We start from the raw sequence: 17,579 nt of genomic DNA on the forward strand, positions 1-17,579 counted from the left end.
AAGAGTTTAAGAGATTAATTTTTCATTCCATGCAGAACGAGAATCACCTTTTGAAGGATATCATAGTAGGAAGAAGCGATAACATGTCGATTTTTATTTCAGTTGTGCTGCCCGTATTACTCGTGTTTTTAGTAGGCTATATCGTCCAAAAATGGCGCAAATTTGATATAAAGCCTGTTTCCACAGTGGCCATCTATATATTAACGCCTGCTCTAGTATTTAGAACGTTTTATGAAGCTGACATGAATATGCAATATATTTATATGGTCGTTTTTGCGTTAATTTTGTTGTTCACTTTAATTATAATCAATAAAATTTACTGTTGGCGTATGAAATACTCCTCAAGTACAAGTGATGGACTAATCTTATCTACAGCTTTTATGAATTCGGGAAATTATGGTGCCCCAATTATATTATTTGCATATGGTCAGGAAGGATTTGCTTTTGCAGTGTCCTTCATGGTTCTTCAGGCTGTCATTATGAACTTTTTCGGTGTTTATTATGCAGCTAGAGGGGTGTCAGGTGTTAAAACAGCGTTAAAGGTTCTCCTTGCCATGCCAGTCACTTACGCGGTACTTGGAGCTTTATTGTTGAAAATCCTCGGACTCACTGTCCCGATGACGCTTATGCAACCGGTCGATCTTATCTCACAAGCAGCTATCCCGACAGTCATGTTAATTTTAGGCATGCAGCTTGCAAAAATAGAGTGGACGACATTTGACTGGGGTAAAGTCTCTTATGGCAGTGTAGTAAGGCTCATTATTTCCCCCTTGATCGCCTGGGGAATAACTTTATTCTTACCATTAGATCCACTACTTGCAAATGTTTTAATCATTTCTGCTGCAATGCCCTCAGCGGCAACCATCGTCATGTATGCAGTGGAGTTTGATGCTGAACCGAAGTTAGTTTCTAGTATCACACTAATAACCACATTACTAAGTATAGGGACATTGACACTTATTCTGTCGCTACTAGGATAGATAGCGATGTTATACAGATTAAAAATTAAGCTATCCTCATTTTATAGATCAGTGTCTTTCTAAAGAGACAACCATGAATGACACTGTTATAATAGAATGTAATGATATAAGAGCGGAGGGGCTTGAATGGTAAAGAAAATTTTGGCAGTGGTAATGACTCTAGTTATCGTCAAAAAATTTATTCTACCTTTTATGACTGTTAAACGACAGCAGGTCTCACAGAATGGAGAAGGGGAAACTAACGGAACAACCACTTCTATAAAAGTGGCTCATGATAGGGAGCTGAATGCTGAAGGTGAAGAGGCGGATGGAAGGATATTAAATATTAATGAGGCGTCAGAGGAAGAACTCCTACACATTCCTGGTATCGGAAGTGATTTGTCAAAGAAAATTGTGCATGTTCGTGCAAATATTGGGGATTATAACCGAATAGAAGATTTACTCCAAGTGACGGGTATCGGTGACAAAAAACTAGCGACTATTAAGCCATATATAACCGTTACATAGATAGTAAGAATAATAATTTCATTTATTACAGATAACCGTCCATAAAAATTCCGGCTGGAAATAGTGAGGAGAGCCACATCTATTTAGTTGGGAGATAACGGAAGGCAATGTTCTGATTCGCTCAATTCTCAACTAACAATCAGTGAAAGGAACGGAAACACCCACTGATCGAAGGTCCGTTTTAGGTGAGGATGTGTTAAGTGAGATGTTAAGCTCTCGTAGTTTGTCATGGGAACCTATATGAGAGACCGTCTCAACTAATAAATATGAGTCATTAATCATAGGTCTGAAGACATGGTTCTGGACTATGATTTAGTTGTTAGACTTGCACAATGAGTGAAAAATATAAAAGCTGCCTAGATAAAAAGTCATCTAGACAGCTTTTTTTATTTTAAAAAAACGAGCAAAAGACTTATTTATTTGTATGTCGTTTCCAGTCATTGCGTTTCATTTTACGATAAATTTCTAAAGACTCTTTCAAATACTCAACTTCATCATCACTTAATTGTTCTAATGACAAGACCGGGTTTTCATGTTCTTGCTTTGAGTCATGATGGCCCAGTAGATCATCAGTGGACACATCAAAAAATCGAGCTAATTCCTTCACAAGTTGAAAAGAAGGTTCACGCTCATCGCGTTCATACATGCTGACAGCACTTTTACTAATATTCAGTTTAGCTGCTAAGTCTTCCTGCTTTAACTCATGCTGTAGTCTAAGCCTTTTCAATTGTTTACCAAATGAACTCATCGTCATCACCAATTTCAATGTAACACTCTTAAAAAATTTCAAAATAAAATATTACAATTTGTGTTGTTAATCCTCGTAATGTGTTTTATAATGGGATAAATTGTATCATGTGTCTTATCATACCTGTCTGCATATTGGAGGGAGCGCATTTGGAAACACGTCTAATGAAAGTTTGCGATGGTTTATCTATTATTTCTGTTCATGATCGCTTATTAAAATGTATATGGATAGATTTCCCTGGAGATAAAAGCTTTCCACTTCATATTTTTCATGTGATGGATCAACTGTTAAAAAAGAAAGCAATCAGTAAAGAGGCGATTCATGAAATGGAAATTCATATGCATCCGTGCTGGAAAATAACTATCAAGGAGGCACGAATTAACAATGACGATGCCTATGTTATTTACGTGAAAAAAATGAGTTCTTCGAAAATTACAAGCGTTGGTAAATACCCTAGAGAGATAACGATATTTAAGGAACTGGCAAGATTAACAAATAGACGGTACTCCCATCAAATTTTAAATATCTTTACGCCGATTGCCGTCATGCTTCAAAAACTATCAACGGAAACACACTTAGCAGACCATCCGTGGCTGGCGTATTTGTTAAAGGAAATCCATCGTGGGAAGGCTTACTTGCAACTGTACAATGATTTTTATAGAACCAAGGGAGAGACAGCCGTAGAAGTTATGAGTATGAAGCAGTTTTTAGAAGGTCTAATGACACGATTTTGTCAACTCTGTCCGGAAATGGAAGGGTGGCTGCGATACGAAACAAGCCCAAAATCAATTTACATTCAAGCTGATTTAAACAAAGCCTCAATGGCGCTATTTCCATTGTTTGAAAAGATGTTTTATGAATCGATGTCGTTTGATGGTATTACGTTATTTTCGACAGTACGGAATAATAAGTTCATATTATCTTTTCCAATATTCCACCTAAATTATACGAGAGATCCTGAATTTATTTTATGTCTTGCCATGGCAGAGAGGCATTTACAAGATGCTGGCGTGGAAACTGTTTATTTAAAAGAGGCTTGTGAAGTACAAATCCCTGTATATAAAGTGAAACAAGTTTCTGGCTAAACGTATCAGGACTCGCATGTAACAGACCCATTTTGGAGGGTCATACGTCTTCTTCTATGTAGTCACAGCCCTCGCGTTTAATATGTGCTTTACCGTGTGTTAAATCAGTCATCCACGCTTCAAAATCAGCTTCTTCTTTTGCATTTACGTAAATCCAAAGAGTGACTTGCTCCATATACTCACTATCACGAAGTATGTAAGAAGAAGCTCTTGTTTCATTTTCCACCTTTCCGAGTAGTGTATAATCAACGGTCACTTTATAAATCGTCATAAGATTTCTTTTAACAATCCCAGCTGCTCGTATCCCCTCACTTGTTGCCTGACTATAAGCCCGAATGAGTCCTCCGGCACCCAGTTTTATCCCCCCGAAATAGCGTGTTACAACCACTGCCGTATCTTTTAAACGTTGTTTCTTTAAAACGTCTAGCATTGGTACACCAGCTGTGCCAGAGGGCTCACCGTCATCATTGGCTTTCTGAATAAGGTCATGCTCTCCGATCATATAACAAGAGCAATTATGAGTGGCATTCCAATGGTCTTTTTTTACAGAGGCAATAAATGCTTGCGCTTCTTCTTCAGAAGTAACACGAAGTACGTGAGCAATAAACCGTGACTTTTGGATGATAATTTCATGTTCTACAAAATTTTTAACAGTAAAATAAGTCGAAAGCATGGATAAATCTCTCCTGTTCTAGCCGAAAATAGTAGAAAGTAGTTTATTAAACAGCCAGTTTAATACTACGTAATTATAACAATTATTAATTGTAAAAAATTATAGAAAAGTTGTAAAAAGACGAGGAATATGCGTTAATTTAGGGTATGATGGATAAGTAATCGTGTCAAGTTATAACAATTTATAAGTATCTTAGGATCATTTTTCTCTCAAAGAGAAAGAATTGTTATCAATTAGCAAATGGGTTAAAATGGTCCTTCGTTCGAGGTGTTATTTACCAATAAAATAACTTCGGCACCGTTTATTCTCTTAAATATGATAAGATTGTATACGACCACCGTAATTTTTCATACTGAATTTATTTATAAAATGTATCATTTGTCGGATTACCCCCATAAATCAAAAGTTGGTCACGAGTATATGTGAAGCAACGTAATATCATCCAAAAGACTGATTTATTTAATATAGCGGGGTCGTCATCCATGATCCGGAAGGTCTGACAATCATTAGATAACATGCACTGAATTAAAAGGGTATAATCTGTCGTCCTTTCACATTGATCTATTTGCTTTACAGAAAGTGAGGGTTTGGATGAGTTCCGTTCGTTCAATAGAAGTTATTTTAGAAAAAATGATGGATATGGTCGGAAGCAGTAAAGTAGAAATATTTGAAATAGGAGAAGAATCTCGTCATGAATACCAGACACTAAAAAAAGAATTATCACAAATTCAAGAAAAAGTCGTGCAATTAATCGAACAATCTGAAAAGACAGAGCTTCATTCACGATTTGCAAGAAACAGGCTGGCAGAAGTAAGCAAGCATTTTGCCAGTTACAGTGATGAAGAAGTTCGTGAAGCTTATGAGCAAGCTAATGATTATCAAGTGAAGCTAGCCCTCTTGCACCAAGAGGAAAAACAATTACGTGATCGAAGAGATCACATCGAGCGTCGGCTTATGAAGCTTGGGGAAACAATGGAGCGGGCCGATCACTTAATTAATCAAATTAATGTAGTGATCAATTATTTAACTGGAGACTTGCAACAAGTATCTGATATTATAGCCGATGCTGAAGAAATGCAGCAATTCGGATTGAAAATCATTCAAGCTCAGGAAGAAGAACGAAAGAAAATCTCCCGTGAAATCCATGATGGGCCAGCTCAAACGATGGCGAATGTGATGCTAAGATCTGAGCTCGTCGAAAAAGTACTTGATCAAGATGGGGTAGAGAAAGCTAGGGTAGAAATTCATGATTTGAGACGGATGGTTAAAAACTCGTTGAGTGAAGTTCGTAGAATTATTTATGATCTTCGACCGATGACACTTGATGATCTTGGACTTGTGCCAACATTAACAAAGTATCTGAGAAATGCAGAAGAACATACAGGTGTGTCTATTACATTCCAAAGATTAGGGAAAGACCAGCGTCTTCCTTCAGAAATGGAAGTGGCGATTTTCCGTTTTATACAAGAAGCGGTCCAAAATGCATGCAAACATGCAGAGGCAACAGAAATAGTCGTGAAGATGGAAATGAAAAAAGATATCGTAAATGCTGTTATTAAAGATGATGGTAAAGGGTTTGATCCTGCGGTAAAAAAAGAAGGCAGCTTTGGACTCGTTGGTATGAAAGAACGAATAAATATGCTAGATGGACGCTTAAGTATTGACTCTAAACCGGGAAAAGGAACGCTGATTATGGTACAAGTACCGGTTAAACCACCAGCAAATAATCGAGTTGCTGAAGTGTAATAGTCAATAAGACCTAAAAAAAGACGATCTTTGTCCGATATACAAATTAGACCCATTAGACGATCCTTTTAAATAGGAGAAAAAACATAACTGAATTCGTATAAATATATCATCAATAACAGGAGGAGAACGAAATGGAAAGAGAAAATCAACTACGCATAGTACTTATCGACGACCACCAATTATTCCGTGAAGGGGTTAAACGGATCTTAAGCATGGAACCTAATTTTGAGGTTGCAGCAGAAGGTAATGACGGAGAAGATGTTATAAATCTCGTAAGACAAACACGACCGGATGTTGTGTTGATGGATATTAACATGCCGAATGTGAATGGTATGGAAGCAACTAAAAATCTTGTAGAAACTTTCCCTGATGTTAAAGTTCTTATCCTTTCTATTCATGACGACGAAACGTATGTCACACACGTCTTAAAGACGGGGGCATCTGGCTATCTTCTTAAAGAGATGGACACTGAAGCACTCATTGAAGCAGTGAAAGTTGTAGGGGATGGGGGCGCGTATATTCATCCTAAAGTTACCCACAATTTAATTAATGAATATAGACGTTTAGCTTCTGATAATGGCACTGAAACAGAAATTGGTTTCAGAGAAGTGGAATACCGTAGGCCACTTCACCTTCTTACACGTCGTGAGTGTGAAGTTTTACAGCTTATGACAGATGGGAAAAGTAACCGAGCTATCGGAGAAGCTTTGTATATTAGTGAAAAAACGGTTAAAAACCATGTGAGTAACATTTTACAGAAAATGAACATGAATGATAGAACACAAGCGGTCGTTGAAGCGATTAAAAATGGATGGGTAAAAGTTAATTAAGCTTTTATCACAGATGACTATCCGTTCCCTGCTCAACATAGAGAGGAGAGCGATATCTATTTAGGCGAGAGCTAACGGACGCTAATGTCCTGATTGACTCAACTGACAATCACTGGTAGAAGAACAAAAACCCCCACTGATTGACGGTTCGTTTTATATCTTATATAAAAAAGTAAACATGCACCTGTGTCTACGACAGGTGCATGTTTGTGTGGACATGCCTAGTTATCCCTTGATATTATAGGGATAACTGAAGTTATGAGAAAAGAAAAACTGGATTCTCATAATGCAAATAAAGAAGGAAGAAGTGAGAATCTTTATGAGTGATATTGCAATAGTAACTGACAGCACAGCATATATCCCACAAGATTTACGTAAGCAATACAATATTACAATGGTCCCTCTTAACGTTATTTTTGGGGAAACGGTCTTTAAAGAAGGAGATTTAACCACAGAGACATTTTACGAAAAAATGAGGGAAGCTGATGAATTACCAACGACATCACAGCCTTCTATTGGTCTTTTTGAAGAAACGTTTCATCAGCTTGGACAAGAACACGATGAGATAATCGTCATTACACTATCAAGTGGCATTAGCGGCACTTATCAGACAGCTGTTGCGGCTGGAAATATGACAGATAATGTGAACGTGCATGTGTTTGATTCAGAAGTCAGTTGTATGGTACAAGGTTTGTTTGTATTAGCTGCGGCAAAAATGGTGCGAAAGGGGATTGAATCTCAAGCCATTCTAGCTCAACTGGAAAGTATGAAAAAGAAGAGCCGTGCGTATTTTATGGCAGATGACCTCAGTCATCTTCACCGAGGTGGCCGATTAAATGGCGCTCAGCTTGTGGTAGGAAGCTTACTGCAAATAAAACCTGTTCTTCATTTTGACAACAAAGTGATTGTCCCTTATGAAAAAGTAAGAACTGCAAAAAAAGCACTAGCGAAAATATATTCATTGCTTGATAATGATGCCAAAGGTGGAGTTGCCTTGGATATTGTTGTGATTCATGCTAACCGGCCTGAAAAAGCAGAAGAAATAGCAGCAGAATTAAAAGGTAAATATCCAGCTACGAACGTCCACCTTAGCTATTTTGGTCCAGTTATTGGCACTCATCTAGGTGAGGGTAGCCTTGGCATCGGATGGGTAGAGACCCAAGTATAAATAAAAAATGAGACAAATTAAAAGGGAGGCAGCAAACTCCCTTTTCCTCTTATATTCTTAAATGAAACTGGAGCAGCCTCGCTTTAATACCTTACCCCTTTTTATCCCAGTAAGAGATCAATAATTAGGATATCCATTAAAAACATCATATCGTTAAAGGAGGTAGCACACTTGCGTTTTTATGCCGCTAATCAATGGGAAATAAACGATCATCCCACACTTTTTCCTTATTCATTCAAGTGTAAAAGGAAGCAATGGCTTATTCCTGAAAGGTTATTACCTTCGTCAATACCCCCTCATAACATTAAACGTTCTTCGCTCATTCGCTTATCAGACTATCCATTCACTAAATGGTATTTTCCCAACGTCAATAAAACCTATCAACCTGAAAAAGCATTAAAAACCATGTTAACGGGTCGACTGTTATTGTTAGACGAGGTTGTTCAAAAAATACCGTTGAAACTCATTCATGAACACGTGGGTAATGGCTATATACAGTATAAAGCAGGTCTAGATTTTAGAACCTCAGAACCTACGTGTAACAGATGTGGTAATAATGATTCATTTCTGTTTGGACGGTTTACATGTAGCCGATGTAAGAAAAATTGCATCTACTGTCGGGCATGTCTCATGATGGGACGTGTAACATCTTGTACGCCTTTACTTACTTGGGAGGGGAATGAGGAGCGAGTAATGAATGTGCCCCAGATGGCGTGGACAGGTTCCCTCACGTTAGAACAAGAGAAAGCATCAAAGTTTTTGAGACAACAATTAGAGACGCTAAAAGAACGAAAGGAGTGTCTAGTATGGGCAGTGTGTGGCGCTGGAAAAACAGAAATGTTATTTTCATTAATAGAACGAGCATTAAAGGCTCAGTTCCCGATTCTTATTGCAACTCCTCGAACAGATGTGGTATTAGAATTAATTCCTCGGTTGAAAGCCTCCTTTCCTAATACGGATGTCAATGGTTTTTATGGAGGAATAAGTGAAGAGGCCCGTTATGCTCAAAGCCAAATCTATGTGGCTACGACCCATCAAGTTCTTCGATACTCACGATTTTTTCCCCTTGTTATTATTGACGAAGTGGATGCTTTTCCTTATACACATGACAAGAAGTTACAATTCGCTATTGAGCGTGCAAGGGCCAGCCAAAGTCTTACGGTCTACCTTACTGCAACTCCCTCTAAAGCATTCAAGAAAAAGGTAAAAAATGAAGAACTGGCTTATGTAAAGGTGACCCAACGCTATCATGGCCATCCTTTGCCAGAACCTCAGTTCATTTGGATAGGTAACTGGCGGAAAAAGCTTTCAAAAAATCATCTTCCCCTTCCTCTAGCATCCTGGCTTTCTAAACATTTAAACGATCATAAACAAATTTTATTATTTTTTCCAGCAGTAAATGTAATGAAAATAGCCGAAAAAGTCATTAAAACAGTGTTCAAACAACAAAAAATAGATGCCGTTTATGCTGAGGAGGCAGAACGGAGAGAGAAAGTCATGCGTTTTAGAAATGGCCATACACGCCTACTGTTAACAACAACAATACTCGAACGGGGTATTACTATTAAGGATATTCAAGTAGCTGTCCTGGGAGCTGAAGATACGATATTCACTGAGGCGGCGTTAGTTCAGATTGCAGGTAGAGCTGGCCGTAGTCCAGTTGCTCCAGAAGGAGACGTTAGTTATTTTCACCATGGGAAAACTAAAGCTATGGTAGATGCGGTAAACCATATAAAACGAATGAATGATACTTTTTAACGTGAAATTTACACGCGTTATGTTAACTAGAAGGCCCATTAAAAGAGAGCGGGGGAAGAAGAATGACTGCTATTTTAAATGGAAGTGATCGATGTCTCTATTGCCATAACGTCTTTAGTACAGAGGTAAGCTGGCAGTCTTTTGTCGGAATTGAGGCTAAGAAGCTTCTATGTGCCGATTGTGATAGTAAGCTCGAGCCAATAAAGATGATTTGTTGTGATATGTGTGGACGCCCCATTCAACGTAAAGAAAAAACTAGTGGAAGGTTTAGTTTGAAAGGTAAGCATATTTCATCTAACGAACAGAACGGGGATTTTATTCCTTCTACTGGCACGAATAGCCTCCCTCCCTTGTTTAGTCACAATCCAAGTCACCTATGCAGCGATTGCCATTGGTGGTCAACTACACCGCTGTTATCGACACACCCTGTACAACATAGAGCTCTCTACACATATAATGTATTCATGCAAGAACTTATAGCCAAGTTTAAATATAGAGGGGATGCTAAGTTGGCTGAGTTGTTTACTGATGGACTTAAAGAACTAACAAAATCGATTGGTCGCATTGATTGTGTGACAGTCATTCCTTTAACAGATGAGCGACTTTGGGAACGAGGCTTTAATCAAAGTGCTTTATTAGCTCAGGCATTTCCTTGGCAGGAAATACTTCAACGTAGAGGGACGGCGGGGAAGCAAAGTAAGCGAGGGAGAAAAAGCAGGATTGCTGTGTTTCATGAGCATATTTTTGAATTTACGAAAGAAGCTAATGAAAGAATATGGAAGGATAAATATATTCTTATTATTGATGACATTTATACGACAGGGACTACTCTCCGGGCAGCAGCCGAGCTTTTTTATAGAAGAGGAGCAGCTATCGTATATAGTGTGACAGTAGCGCGAGCTGTTGGGCAAATAAAAAATAAGACTTAATACCTCGTTTGGAAAAGTCGATATAAAATATATATGAGTAGAAAGAGGGGTCAAAAATGCCTGAATTACAAAATTGTCCGAACTGTGATAAATTGTTTGTGAAAGCCCTACGACCGGTATGTGATGCATGTGCACGAGAAGTGGAAGAAAAATTCGAGACCGTTTACACATTCATTAGAAAAAGAGAAAACCGACGAGCTTCGATTGAAGAAGTGCATGAAGCTACCGAGGTTGAAATTGATCTCATTATGCAGTTTGTTCGTGAAGGAAGACTCCATTTATCACAGTTTCCGAACCTTACGTATCCGTGTGAGAAATGCGGAGCGAAAATTCGTGAAGCGCGCTTATGTGTTAATTGTCGTGATGAGATTAACGAAGGCCTTCAGGCAGGAGAAAAACAAAAAGCCTTTGAAGACAGGAAAAGAGATCGGGAACGAGCTCGTTATCAAACCTATAGTGCCCTTGGAGACAAAGTAAGGCGGGAAAAGCCATAGCTGAAAAAGTGTTCATCATTTGAGATGAGCACTTTTTATCTTGTTTTAAGGGTGGCAGGTGAAAATTAGAGTGTGAGCTAGTTTGCGGCAGGTCCAACTTTTCTAAACTCACGATGTACTTGTATTTAACCTCAACTGAAAACAAGGCTAATAAAGCAACTTAATTATGATAGAAGACGTTTCAATATGGATAAGAAAGTTAAGGATAGGAAATCATGAGAATGATACGACCGCGGCTTCAGAGTAAAAGTTATTTAATAGTTATCTTACCCAAACCATTCCTATACTAGGTCTAATAGTATATCTATAGCGTGTAATGCGGCGATTTAGTTTTAATAAATGATTCGTGTGACCTATAAGATTTTTTTCACGTTCATTAAAGATCATTAAACATTAGCCGATATAGAAGGTAGAAGAAAAGGTATAACAGTTATAAGCGAAGGAATTATAGGAGGTGCACAAAATGAAAATTAATCCAGCACATTCAATCCAACAATATCGAAAGTCACAAGAAGCACAGCAAAAAGTTGATCAAAATAAAATCAATCAATCTGATAAAGTGCAAATTTCGGAGGCAGCGAAAAAAATGGCTGAAGGAAGTGAAATCTCACCAGAACGTCAAGAGCATGTCAATCAAGTGAAACAGCAGATTGAGAATGGCACCTATAAAATTAACCATCAAGAAGTTGCCAGAAAGCTTTATGAATTTTGGGATCTTTAAAGATTAGTGAGGTGTAAATTGCGTGGTTGAGCAGCTAATACAAATTTTACAGGCGATGACTGTCGTACATGAACGCTTTAATGAGCAAGCCGTTAGAAAAGAAGAGATCATTAAAAAAGGAAATATAGAAGGTCTTGAACAAATCATGAAAGAAGAGTCGCCTTTTATTCAAAAACTACGCAAACTTGAAAACGCAAGACAGACAGTGATTCGACAATGGATGGAAGACAAAGGTATTTTTGAAGAAGAAGTGACAATGGCACATCTTCTGCCGCTGTTCCCTGAGTCTGAACGCGAACAATTACACTACTGGCAACAACGACTTATGACAGAAATCCATACACTAAAAAAACAAAATGATCTCAATCACCAATTGTTAGAAGATTCCTTACGCTTTGTAAATTTTTCAATCGATGTCATGTCTCCGAAAACACCATTTTCTAGCTACTCACATGATGGTAGGAATGAAGACTTTGAGGATAAGGAAGGCAGCGGACCATCATTATTCGATTCAAAAGCTTAAGCTATCTTTGTTAATAGACACGCTATTATTGTCTTGCAGAGTATAAGGAAATCTGAATCTATTAAAATAGGAAACAATTGTGCAAGTGATCATATGAATAAGGGTTAGAAGGAGAGAATAGCATGATATCAACATTTCACGGTCTTGAAACGATGCGCCGTGCATTAAGCACACAACAAGCAGCGCTATATACAACGGGCCATAACATTGCGAATGCCAATACACCTGGTTACTCTAGACAACGTGTTAATTTTACTCAAACTGAAGCTTTTCCTAATCCTGCATTTAACAAACCAGGAATACCAGGTCAGCTTGGTACAGGAGTTAAAGCCGGTGAAATTCAACGGATCCGTGATTCGTTTTTAGATTTACAATTTAGAGGCGAGAATGCCAAGCTTGGATATTGGAGTACAAAGTATGCGGCTTTGGAGCGCATGGAAGATGTGATGAATGAACTTGATAATGGAAATGCTAAAGTAATTAACCAATTTTGGCAGGCGTTAGAAGATGTGTCGGCGAACCCTGAGGATGCTGGTGCTAGAGCTGTCCTTCAACAGCGAGGGGTCGCTGTTGCAGAAGCGTTTAATCATACGTATGAGTCTATTGAAACAATTCAACGCGATTACCGTGATCAAATTGGGGTTGAAAACAGTCGAGTTAATTCAGTATTAAACCAAATAAATGAAATTAATAAACAGATTGCCAGCGTAGAAGTACACGGTTTACTCCCGAATGACTTGTACGATAAACGTGACCTGCTCGTGGATGAATTGTCTCAATTTATGAATATTGAAGTGGAACGTGTGCCTAGTGGTGGCAATGCGAAAGAAATGGCGGAAGGCCGCTATACAATCCATTTACTTGATAATAACGGTCAACGTTTAAATGACATCGTTCTACTCGATGGCTCCACGTTTGAATATAATGAAATATCTGTAACAGATGCTGATGGCGGTCAGCTTGATGGACCAGTTACAGAAATTTTAATTGGTGGCACTGCAATTGCTTTTGAAGATTTTAATTCAAATGGCTCACTTAAAGCCATGATAGAAGCTTATGGGTACATGGAAGGCGGCGAAGTTAAAGGTATCTATAACGAAATGATGCAAAATTTAGATACTATGATCTCTGTCTTTGTAGAGGAGTTTAATAATGTTCATAGCAGCGGCTGGAGCTTATCAGAAATTGAAGCAGGCGAAAAAGCCAACGGTGGAGCAGGTTATAACTTCTTTGAATTTGCAGATCCCCACGGTGGGGGGGTTCAAGGATCAGCTAAATACTTAAAAGTGTCAGAAGCTATCTTGAGTAGCACTGATAATATTGCGGCTGCTCGTGAAGTGCTAGATGAAAATGGCGATCCTACTGCTTATGCTGGTGACGGATCTAATGCGTTGAATTTAGCAAATGTAAAAGGTACTCAATTAAACTACGGTGGTCAGACGGCTAGCTTAGATAGCTTTTATCAAGGAGTTATCGGGCGTATGGCAGTGGGTGTCAGTGAAGCAAGTAATATGACAAACAATTTCCAATCGCTAGCGAACTCAATTAATGAAAGACGACAAGCTGTAAGCAGTGTGTCATTGGATGAAGAGTTAGCTAATATGATTCAATTTCAGCATGCATACAATGCGGCAGCGCGTAACATGACTGCAGTCGATGAAATGTTAGATACGATTATAAACGGTATGGGCCGAGTAGGCAGATAAATGATTTAATGGGGGAGGTGACGTAAAATGCGTGTAACACAATCAATGATCTCAACTAGTACGCTTCGGCATTTAAATACAAGTATGTCTCAACTTAAAATGTATCAAGATCAGCTTTCCACTGGTAAAAAGATTACTCGTCCTTCTCAGGATCCAGTGGTAGCGATGAATGGGATGCGTTATCGCACACAACTAGTGGAAGTCCAACAATTTAAACGGAATTTAGGAGAAGCATACAATTGGATGGATTCCGCCGATTCAGCTTTAAATGATACGACTAGTGCTTTACAAAGAATACGTGAGTTGACCGTTCAAGCGTCGAACGACACATATGAAGAAGGGCAAAGAGGGAATATTGCGGAAGAAGTCCGTCAACTAAAAGAGCATTTAGAGTCATTAGCTAATACAAAATCTAATAATAAATATATATTTAATGGTACCAATACGACAAATAAACCAGTGGACTTAGAAAACGACACATTTTCCACAAATACACATGATGTTGAGCTTGAATTGTTAAAAGGCGTTAAAGTGCCTGTTAATGTGAGTCCACAAAATGTTTTCTCTCAGCAAATGTTTAACGATATACAGCAACTAGAAAACATGCTGATGAATGAAGATACGACAGCAGAAGAATTGTCTGCCATGCTTGATACAGTAGATGGCCATATAAATAATGCGATTAATGAGAGAGCGGCTTTAGGGGCGAGAGTAAACAGAGTTGAAATGATGGATCAACGCCTTCAAGACCAAAAGGTATTAGCGACACGTATTATGTCCGATAATGAAGATGCTGATCTGGCAGAAGTTATTACACAATTATTGACACAAGAAAACGTCCATCGCGCAGCGTTGTCTTCCAGCTCGCGGATTATTCAGCCTTCTTTACTGGACTTTTTAAGATAGGCTCAGATTACCTAAAACTAGACTGTAGCATAAGTCTAGTTTTTCTATCTATGTAGAAGGAAAAATGTGCAAGAGGAGGAATGCTGATGACTTTACCACAGATAGCTATTTCCGCAGTTCAAGCTAAAACAGGGATTCAACAATCGCGTCCGTATATGAGTATGCGTCAGCCTGGACCAGATATGACAATTGACCAGAATGTAGCTGGAAAACTAAGAATAAGTACAACAGCCTCACGGCTATATATTGACCAAACAGAAGCTTTTGCAGATGCTGATGTAAAAAGTCCTTTACGCCGTGGGAAAGAAAATGCAGCTAAAGGGAATCAGAAAGTGATGCAATTTATCGCTGAAACGATGCGTCATGGTGAACAACTAAAAAAGATCGAAAACAATACTAATGCGCTCGCATCAGTAGCAAAACAGCGAAGCGAACGGGCACCAAAATCGTATAATTTTGCCGCTGTACCAGAGCATATGGGAAAGGTGAAAATTAATTACACACCTTCAGAACTCCAGTTCGATGCAGATTTACCGCATGTAGCTATTCATGTGAAGCGAAATAACCCTGAAATTCAGGTGCCGAGGTGGGAAACAAACGTCTATTTAGAACAAAAAAATAATATACACTTTTCTGTGATTCCAGGAAGTGCAATCAATAAAGAATTATAAGGCCTTGTGTAGAAACTACACAAGGTATTTTTATTGTTGTGGGAGGTTGTGTACGACGGCATCTTATCGAGATAAGGTTGCAAAATAAAAAAAGGGGTCGATATCTCTAGTCTTTTAAAGAGTTGAAAGAAGAAAGTATTAAAACATTGAATATTTTTAATTATGGATAGTGTGACTTAAAACTTGTTATCCTTAATAGAAAGAGAGTCCCTGTCTATTTATTTAAATATTTTCTAACAATGTGAATGACCATAATAGAGATCCCAACAATCTAACAAACCTAATGTCAATGAGAACTATGGCTTATTTTAAATTACATTTTAACAACGTTTATCAATTGACCGAGACACGGGCGCTATTTTTCGTTACAATGAAAAAAAGATGATATTGGAGGGATGATAGTTGCAAATAGATACAAAATATTCAGGTGTGACAGAGATAAATAGCCAAAACATTATTACCTTCAATCAAGGACTTCCAAGCTTTGAAGAAGAGAAGTCATTTATACTCCTACCCTTTAGTGAAGAACCTGGCCCGTTTTCAATATTACAATCTACTCTCACTCCCGGATTAGCCTTGGTGGTGATGACACCATTTGCTTTCTTTCCTGATTATGAGGCAGATTTGTCAGATCAGACGTTGGAGGCGTTACAAATCGAAAAGAGTGAAGACGTCGTTGTTTTTGTCGTCTTAACATTACGTGACACCCTTGAAGAGTCTACTGCCAACTTACGAGGACCCATTGTCATTAATACAGCGAAAAAAGTAGGCAAACAGATTGTATTAAATGATTCTGCTTATCATACGAAACATTCGCTTCAAACGGTCGCAGCGTCTGGGAAGAAGGGAGAATGAGCACATGCTTGTATTAACCCGTAAATTGAATGAGTCCATAAAAATTGGAGACGATATAGAAGTAACTATTATTGGTATAGAGGGAGATCAAGTAAAACTAGGGATTGACGCCCCAAAAAATATAGATATACATCGTAAAGAAGTCTATTTAGCCATTAAGGAAGAGAATAATGCTGCAGCAAATGGCTCTTTAGATGTTTTAAAACAATTAACAAAGGCTATAAAAGAAAGTAACAAGTAAATTTTTGTTTCTTAAAATGAATATCATAGCCTGTCTAAATAATTATCTAAGCTGTAAAACTAGGACAATAATCGGGTTTTAGACATAATTATAAGAAAAATTACCTTTTAATGCATAATTAAACAACAAAAGTCTTATAGATGTTACGACATTCGAATCTTGTCGCTTGAGATATTAGTATGTAATCTTAAGAGTAGACACATATGAAAGGGGATCCATCATGCACTCATTGTATTCTGCCGAAGATACAGCCATTACCGAAAAGGTCCTCTTTATCGATTATGATCACTGTCTTACAGATGATACTGCCCAAAAGATGTCAATGGCAGCTGGAGACAAAGAAGTGATTATCGAGAAGAGTTGTCCAGAAAATCTGGATCAAGTGCGCTATCTTTTTTTCTTGATTGAGGATCAAACAGTAGAAACCCTTCGATGGATCGAAGAGCAACTGGAAGAATTGAAGTCTAAAGAAACATTTACGTTAATTATGACGGTGAACCGTCCTACCAAATATTTATTTCCCTATTTAGCAAACGGTTTAAATGGTATTGTGTCATTACGTCATTTTATGACTCGGGGACAAAGGGTATTAGACACCCTTGATCAATTCGGTGTATTCCTTGAGCAGTATCTTCATAGAGAGCTTGTGACTGATCTGCAAAGGAAGAAACTGAAGGATCGTCCAATAAAGCGGCTCGTATTACGTACCGAGGATGTTAAATACATATTAACTCAAAATGAAAAGAAAGTATTGCAGCATATCTTAGATGGACATAATAACCGCAAAATTGCCGAACTTATGTATTTAGCACCATCTACAGTAAGCACAGTAATAAGCCATCTTCTGAAAAAATTAGGTGCAAATGATCGCACAGATGCTATGGTGCAAATTATAAGAAAAGGTTGGGTAGATGCAGTAAGGTAAAATAATGGTTAAAATACATTAAAATACAACTACCTAGAGATAATTTAACTCATAGTTTGTAAAGTAAATATGTAGGTGGATAAAAATACTAACTTGTAGAAGAAGACAGG

General features: G+C 38.1%; 19 protein-coding genes. 17 read left to right on the plus strand and 2 right to left on the minus strand.

The genetic code is table 11. The features are described 5' to 3' along the window. Window positions 1-83 precede the first annotated feature (83 nt). Both BK581_RS15950 and BK581_RS15955 read left to right on the plus strand, forming a co-directional pair. Complete coding sequence (locus BK581_RS15950; protein ID WP_078579096.1) at window positions 84-980, plus strand: AEC family transporter; 897 nt, start codon at window positions 84-86, stop codon at window positions 978-980. 126 nt (window positions 981-1,106) lie between these two features. Then, a complete protein-coding gene (locus BK581_RS15955; protein WP_078579097.1) occupies window positions 1,107-1,487 on the plus strand; it encodes a ComEA family DNA-binding protein in 381 nt (126 codons plus the stop codon). Between the two features lie 412 nt (window positions 1,488-1,899). Here BK581_RS15955 and BK581_RS15960 read toward each other — a convergent pair whose 3' ends face one another. After that, entirely contained in the window at window positions 1,900-2,244 is a 345-nt protein-coding gene (locus BK581_RS15960) for a helix-turn-helix domain-containing protein (RefSeq protein ID WP_245829232.1), read from the minus strand. Window positions 2,245-2,384: 140 nt separating this feature from the next. On the opposite strand from BK581_RS15960, the gene BK581_RS15965 reads away from it, so the two are divergent. Further along, window positions 2,385-3,320: a hypothetical protein gene (locus BK581_RS15965; protein ID WP_078579099.1), complete on the plus strand. Its 936-nt coding sequence runs from the start codon at window positions 2,385-2,387 to the stop codon at window positions 3,318-3,320. Between the two features lie 40 nt (window positions 3,321-3,360). On the opposite strand, the gene BK581_RS15970 is transcribed toward BK581_RS15965, so the two are convergent. Beyond that, a complete protein-coding gene (locus BK581_RS15970) occupies window positions 3,361-3,993 on the minus strand; it encodes a YigZ family protein (protein WP_078579100.1) in 633 nt (210 codons plus the stop codon). Between the two features lie 591 nt (window positions 3,994-4,584). Between BK581_RS15970 and BK581_RS15975 the strand changes: the two genes are divergently transcribed. The 14 genes from BK581_RS15975 (at window position 4,585) to BK581_RS16040 (ending at window position 17,469) form a co-directional block, all read left to right on the plus strand. Continuing rightward, window positions 4,585-5,739 carry a sensor histidine kinase gene (locus tag BK581_RS15975; RefSeq protein WP_078579101.1) on the plus strand — a complete coding sequence of 385 codons (1,155 nt, stop codon included), beginning with the start codon at window positions 4,585-4,587 and terminating at the stop codon, window positions 5,737-5,739. Between the two features lie 134 nt (window positions 5,740-5,873). Beyond that, on the plus strand, window positions 5,874-6,572 hold the full coding sequence (locus BK581_RS15980; RefSeq protein WP_078579102.1) for a response regulator: 699 nt from the start codon (window positions 5,874-5,876) through the stop codon (window positions 6,570-6,572). A gap of 286 nt (window positions 6,573-6,858) precedes the next feature. Beyond that, window positions 6,859-7,740, plus strand: a complete 882-nt coding sequence (locus tag BK581_RS15985) for a DegV family protein (RefSeq protein WP_245829101.1) — start codon at window positions 6,859-6,861, stop codon at window positions 7,738-7,740. A 171-nt stretch (window positions 7,741-7,911) separates the two neighbouring features. Beyond that, window positions 7,912-9,498: a DEAD/DEAH box helicase gene (locus tag BK581_RS15990; RefSeq protein ID WP_078579103.1), complete on the plus strand. Its 1,587-nt coding sequence runs from the start codon at window positions 7,912-7,914 to the stop codon at window positions 9,496-9,498. A 62-nt stretch (window positions 9,499-9,560) separates the two neighbouring features. Then, on the plus strand, window positions 9,561-10,427 hold the full coding sequence (locus BK581_RS15995; RefSeq protein WP_078579104.1) for a ComF family protein: 867 nt from the start codon (window positions 9,561-9,563) through the stop codon (window positions 10,425-10,427). A gap of 56 nt (window positions 10,428-10,483) precedes the next feature. After that, a complete protein-coding gene (locus tag BK581_RS16000) occupies window positions 10,484-10,921 on the plus strand; it encodes a TIGR03826 family flagellar region protein (RefSeq protein ID WP_078579105.1) in 438 nt (145 codons plus the stop codon). A gap of 463 nt (window positions 10,922-11,384) precedes the next feature. Then, window positions 11,385-11,642, plus strand: coding sequence for a flagellar biosynthesis anti-sigma factor FlgM (gene flgM, locus BK581_RS16005; protein WP_078579106.1), 258 nt, complete (start codon window positions 11,385-11,387; stop codon window positions 11,640-11,642). Window positions 11,643-11,664: 22 nt separating this feature from the next. Beyond that, window positions 11,665-12,165, plus strand: coding sequence for a flagellar protein FlgN (locus BK581_RS16010; protein ID WP_078579107.1), 501 nt, complete (start codon window positions 11,665-11,667; stop codon window positions 12,163-12,165). A 122-nt stretch (window positions 12,166-12,287) separates the two neighbouring features. Beyond that, a complete protein-coding gene (flgK, locus tag BK581_RS16015) occupies window positions 12,288-13,871 on the plus strand; it encodes a flagellar hook-associated protein FlgK (RefSeq protein ID WP_078579108.1) in 1,584 nt (527 codons plus the stop codon). A 27-nt stretch (window positions 13,872-13,898) separates the two neighbouring features. Continuing rightward, entirely contained in the window at window positions 13,899-14,777 is an 879-nt protein-coding gene (gene flgL, locus BK581_RS16020; RefSeq protein ID WP_078579109.1) for a flagellar hook-associated protein FlgL, read from the plus strand. 86 nt (window positions 14,778-14,863) lie between these two features. Continuing rightward, window positions 14,864-15,448 carry a DUF6470 family protein gene (locus BK581_RS16025; protein ID WP_078579110.1) on the plus strand — a complete coding sequence of 195 codons (585 nt, stop codon included), beginning with the start codon at window positions 14,864-14,866 and terminating at the stop codon, window positions 15,446-15,448. 402 nt (window positions 15,449-15,850) lie between these two features. Then, window positions 15,851-16,303: a flagellar assembly protein FliW gene (gene fliW / locus BK581_RS16030; protein ID WP_078579111.1), complete on the plus strand. Its 453-nt coding sequence runs from the start codon at window positions 15,851-15,853 to the stop codon at window positions 16,301-16,303. Window positions 16,304-16,307: 4 nt separating this feature from the next. Beyond that, window positions 16,308-16,544, plus strand: a complete 237-nt coding sequence (gene csrA / locus BK581_RS16035; RefSeq protein WP_078579112.1) for a carbon storage regulator CsrA — start codon at window positions 16,308-16,310, stop codon at window positions 16,542-16,544. A gap of 220 nt (window positions 16,545-16,764) precedes the next feature. Next, window positions 16,765-17,469: a response regulator transcription factor gene (locus BK581_RS16040; RefSeq protein ID WP_078579113.1), complete on the plus strand. Its 705-nt coding sequence runs from the start codon at window positions 16,765-16,767 to the stop codon at window positions 17,467-17,469. The last annotated feature ends 110 nt before the right edge of the window (window positions 17,470-17,579 follow it).

This window comes from Salipaludibacillus agaradhaerens (genome assembly GCF_002019735.1).
GTDB lineage: Bacteria > Bacillota > Bacilli > Bacillales > Salisediminibacteriaceae > Salipaludibacillus > Salipaludibacillus agaradhaerens.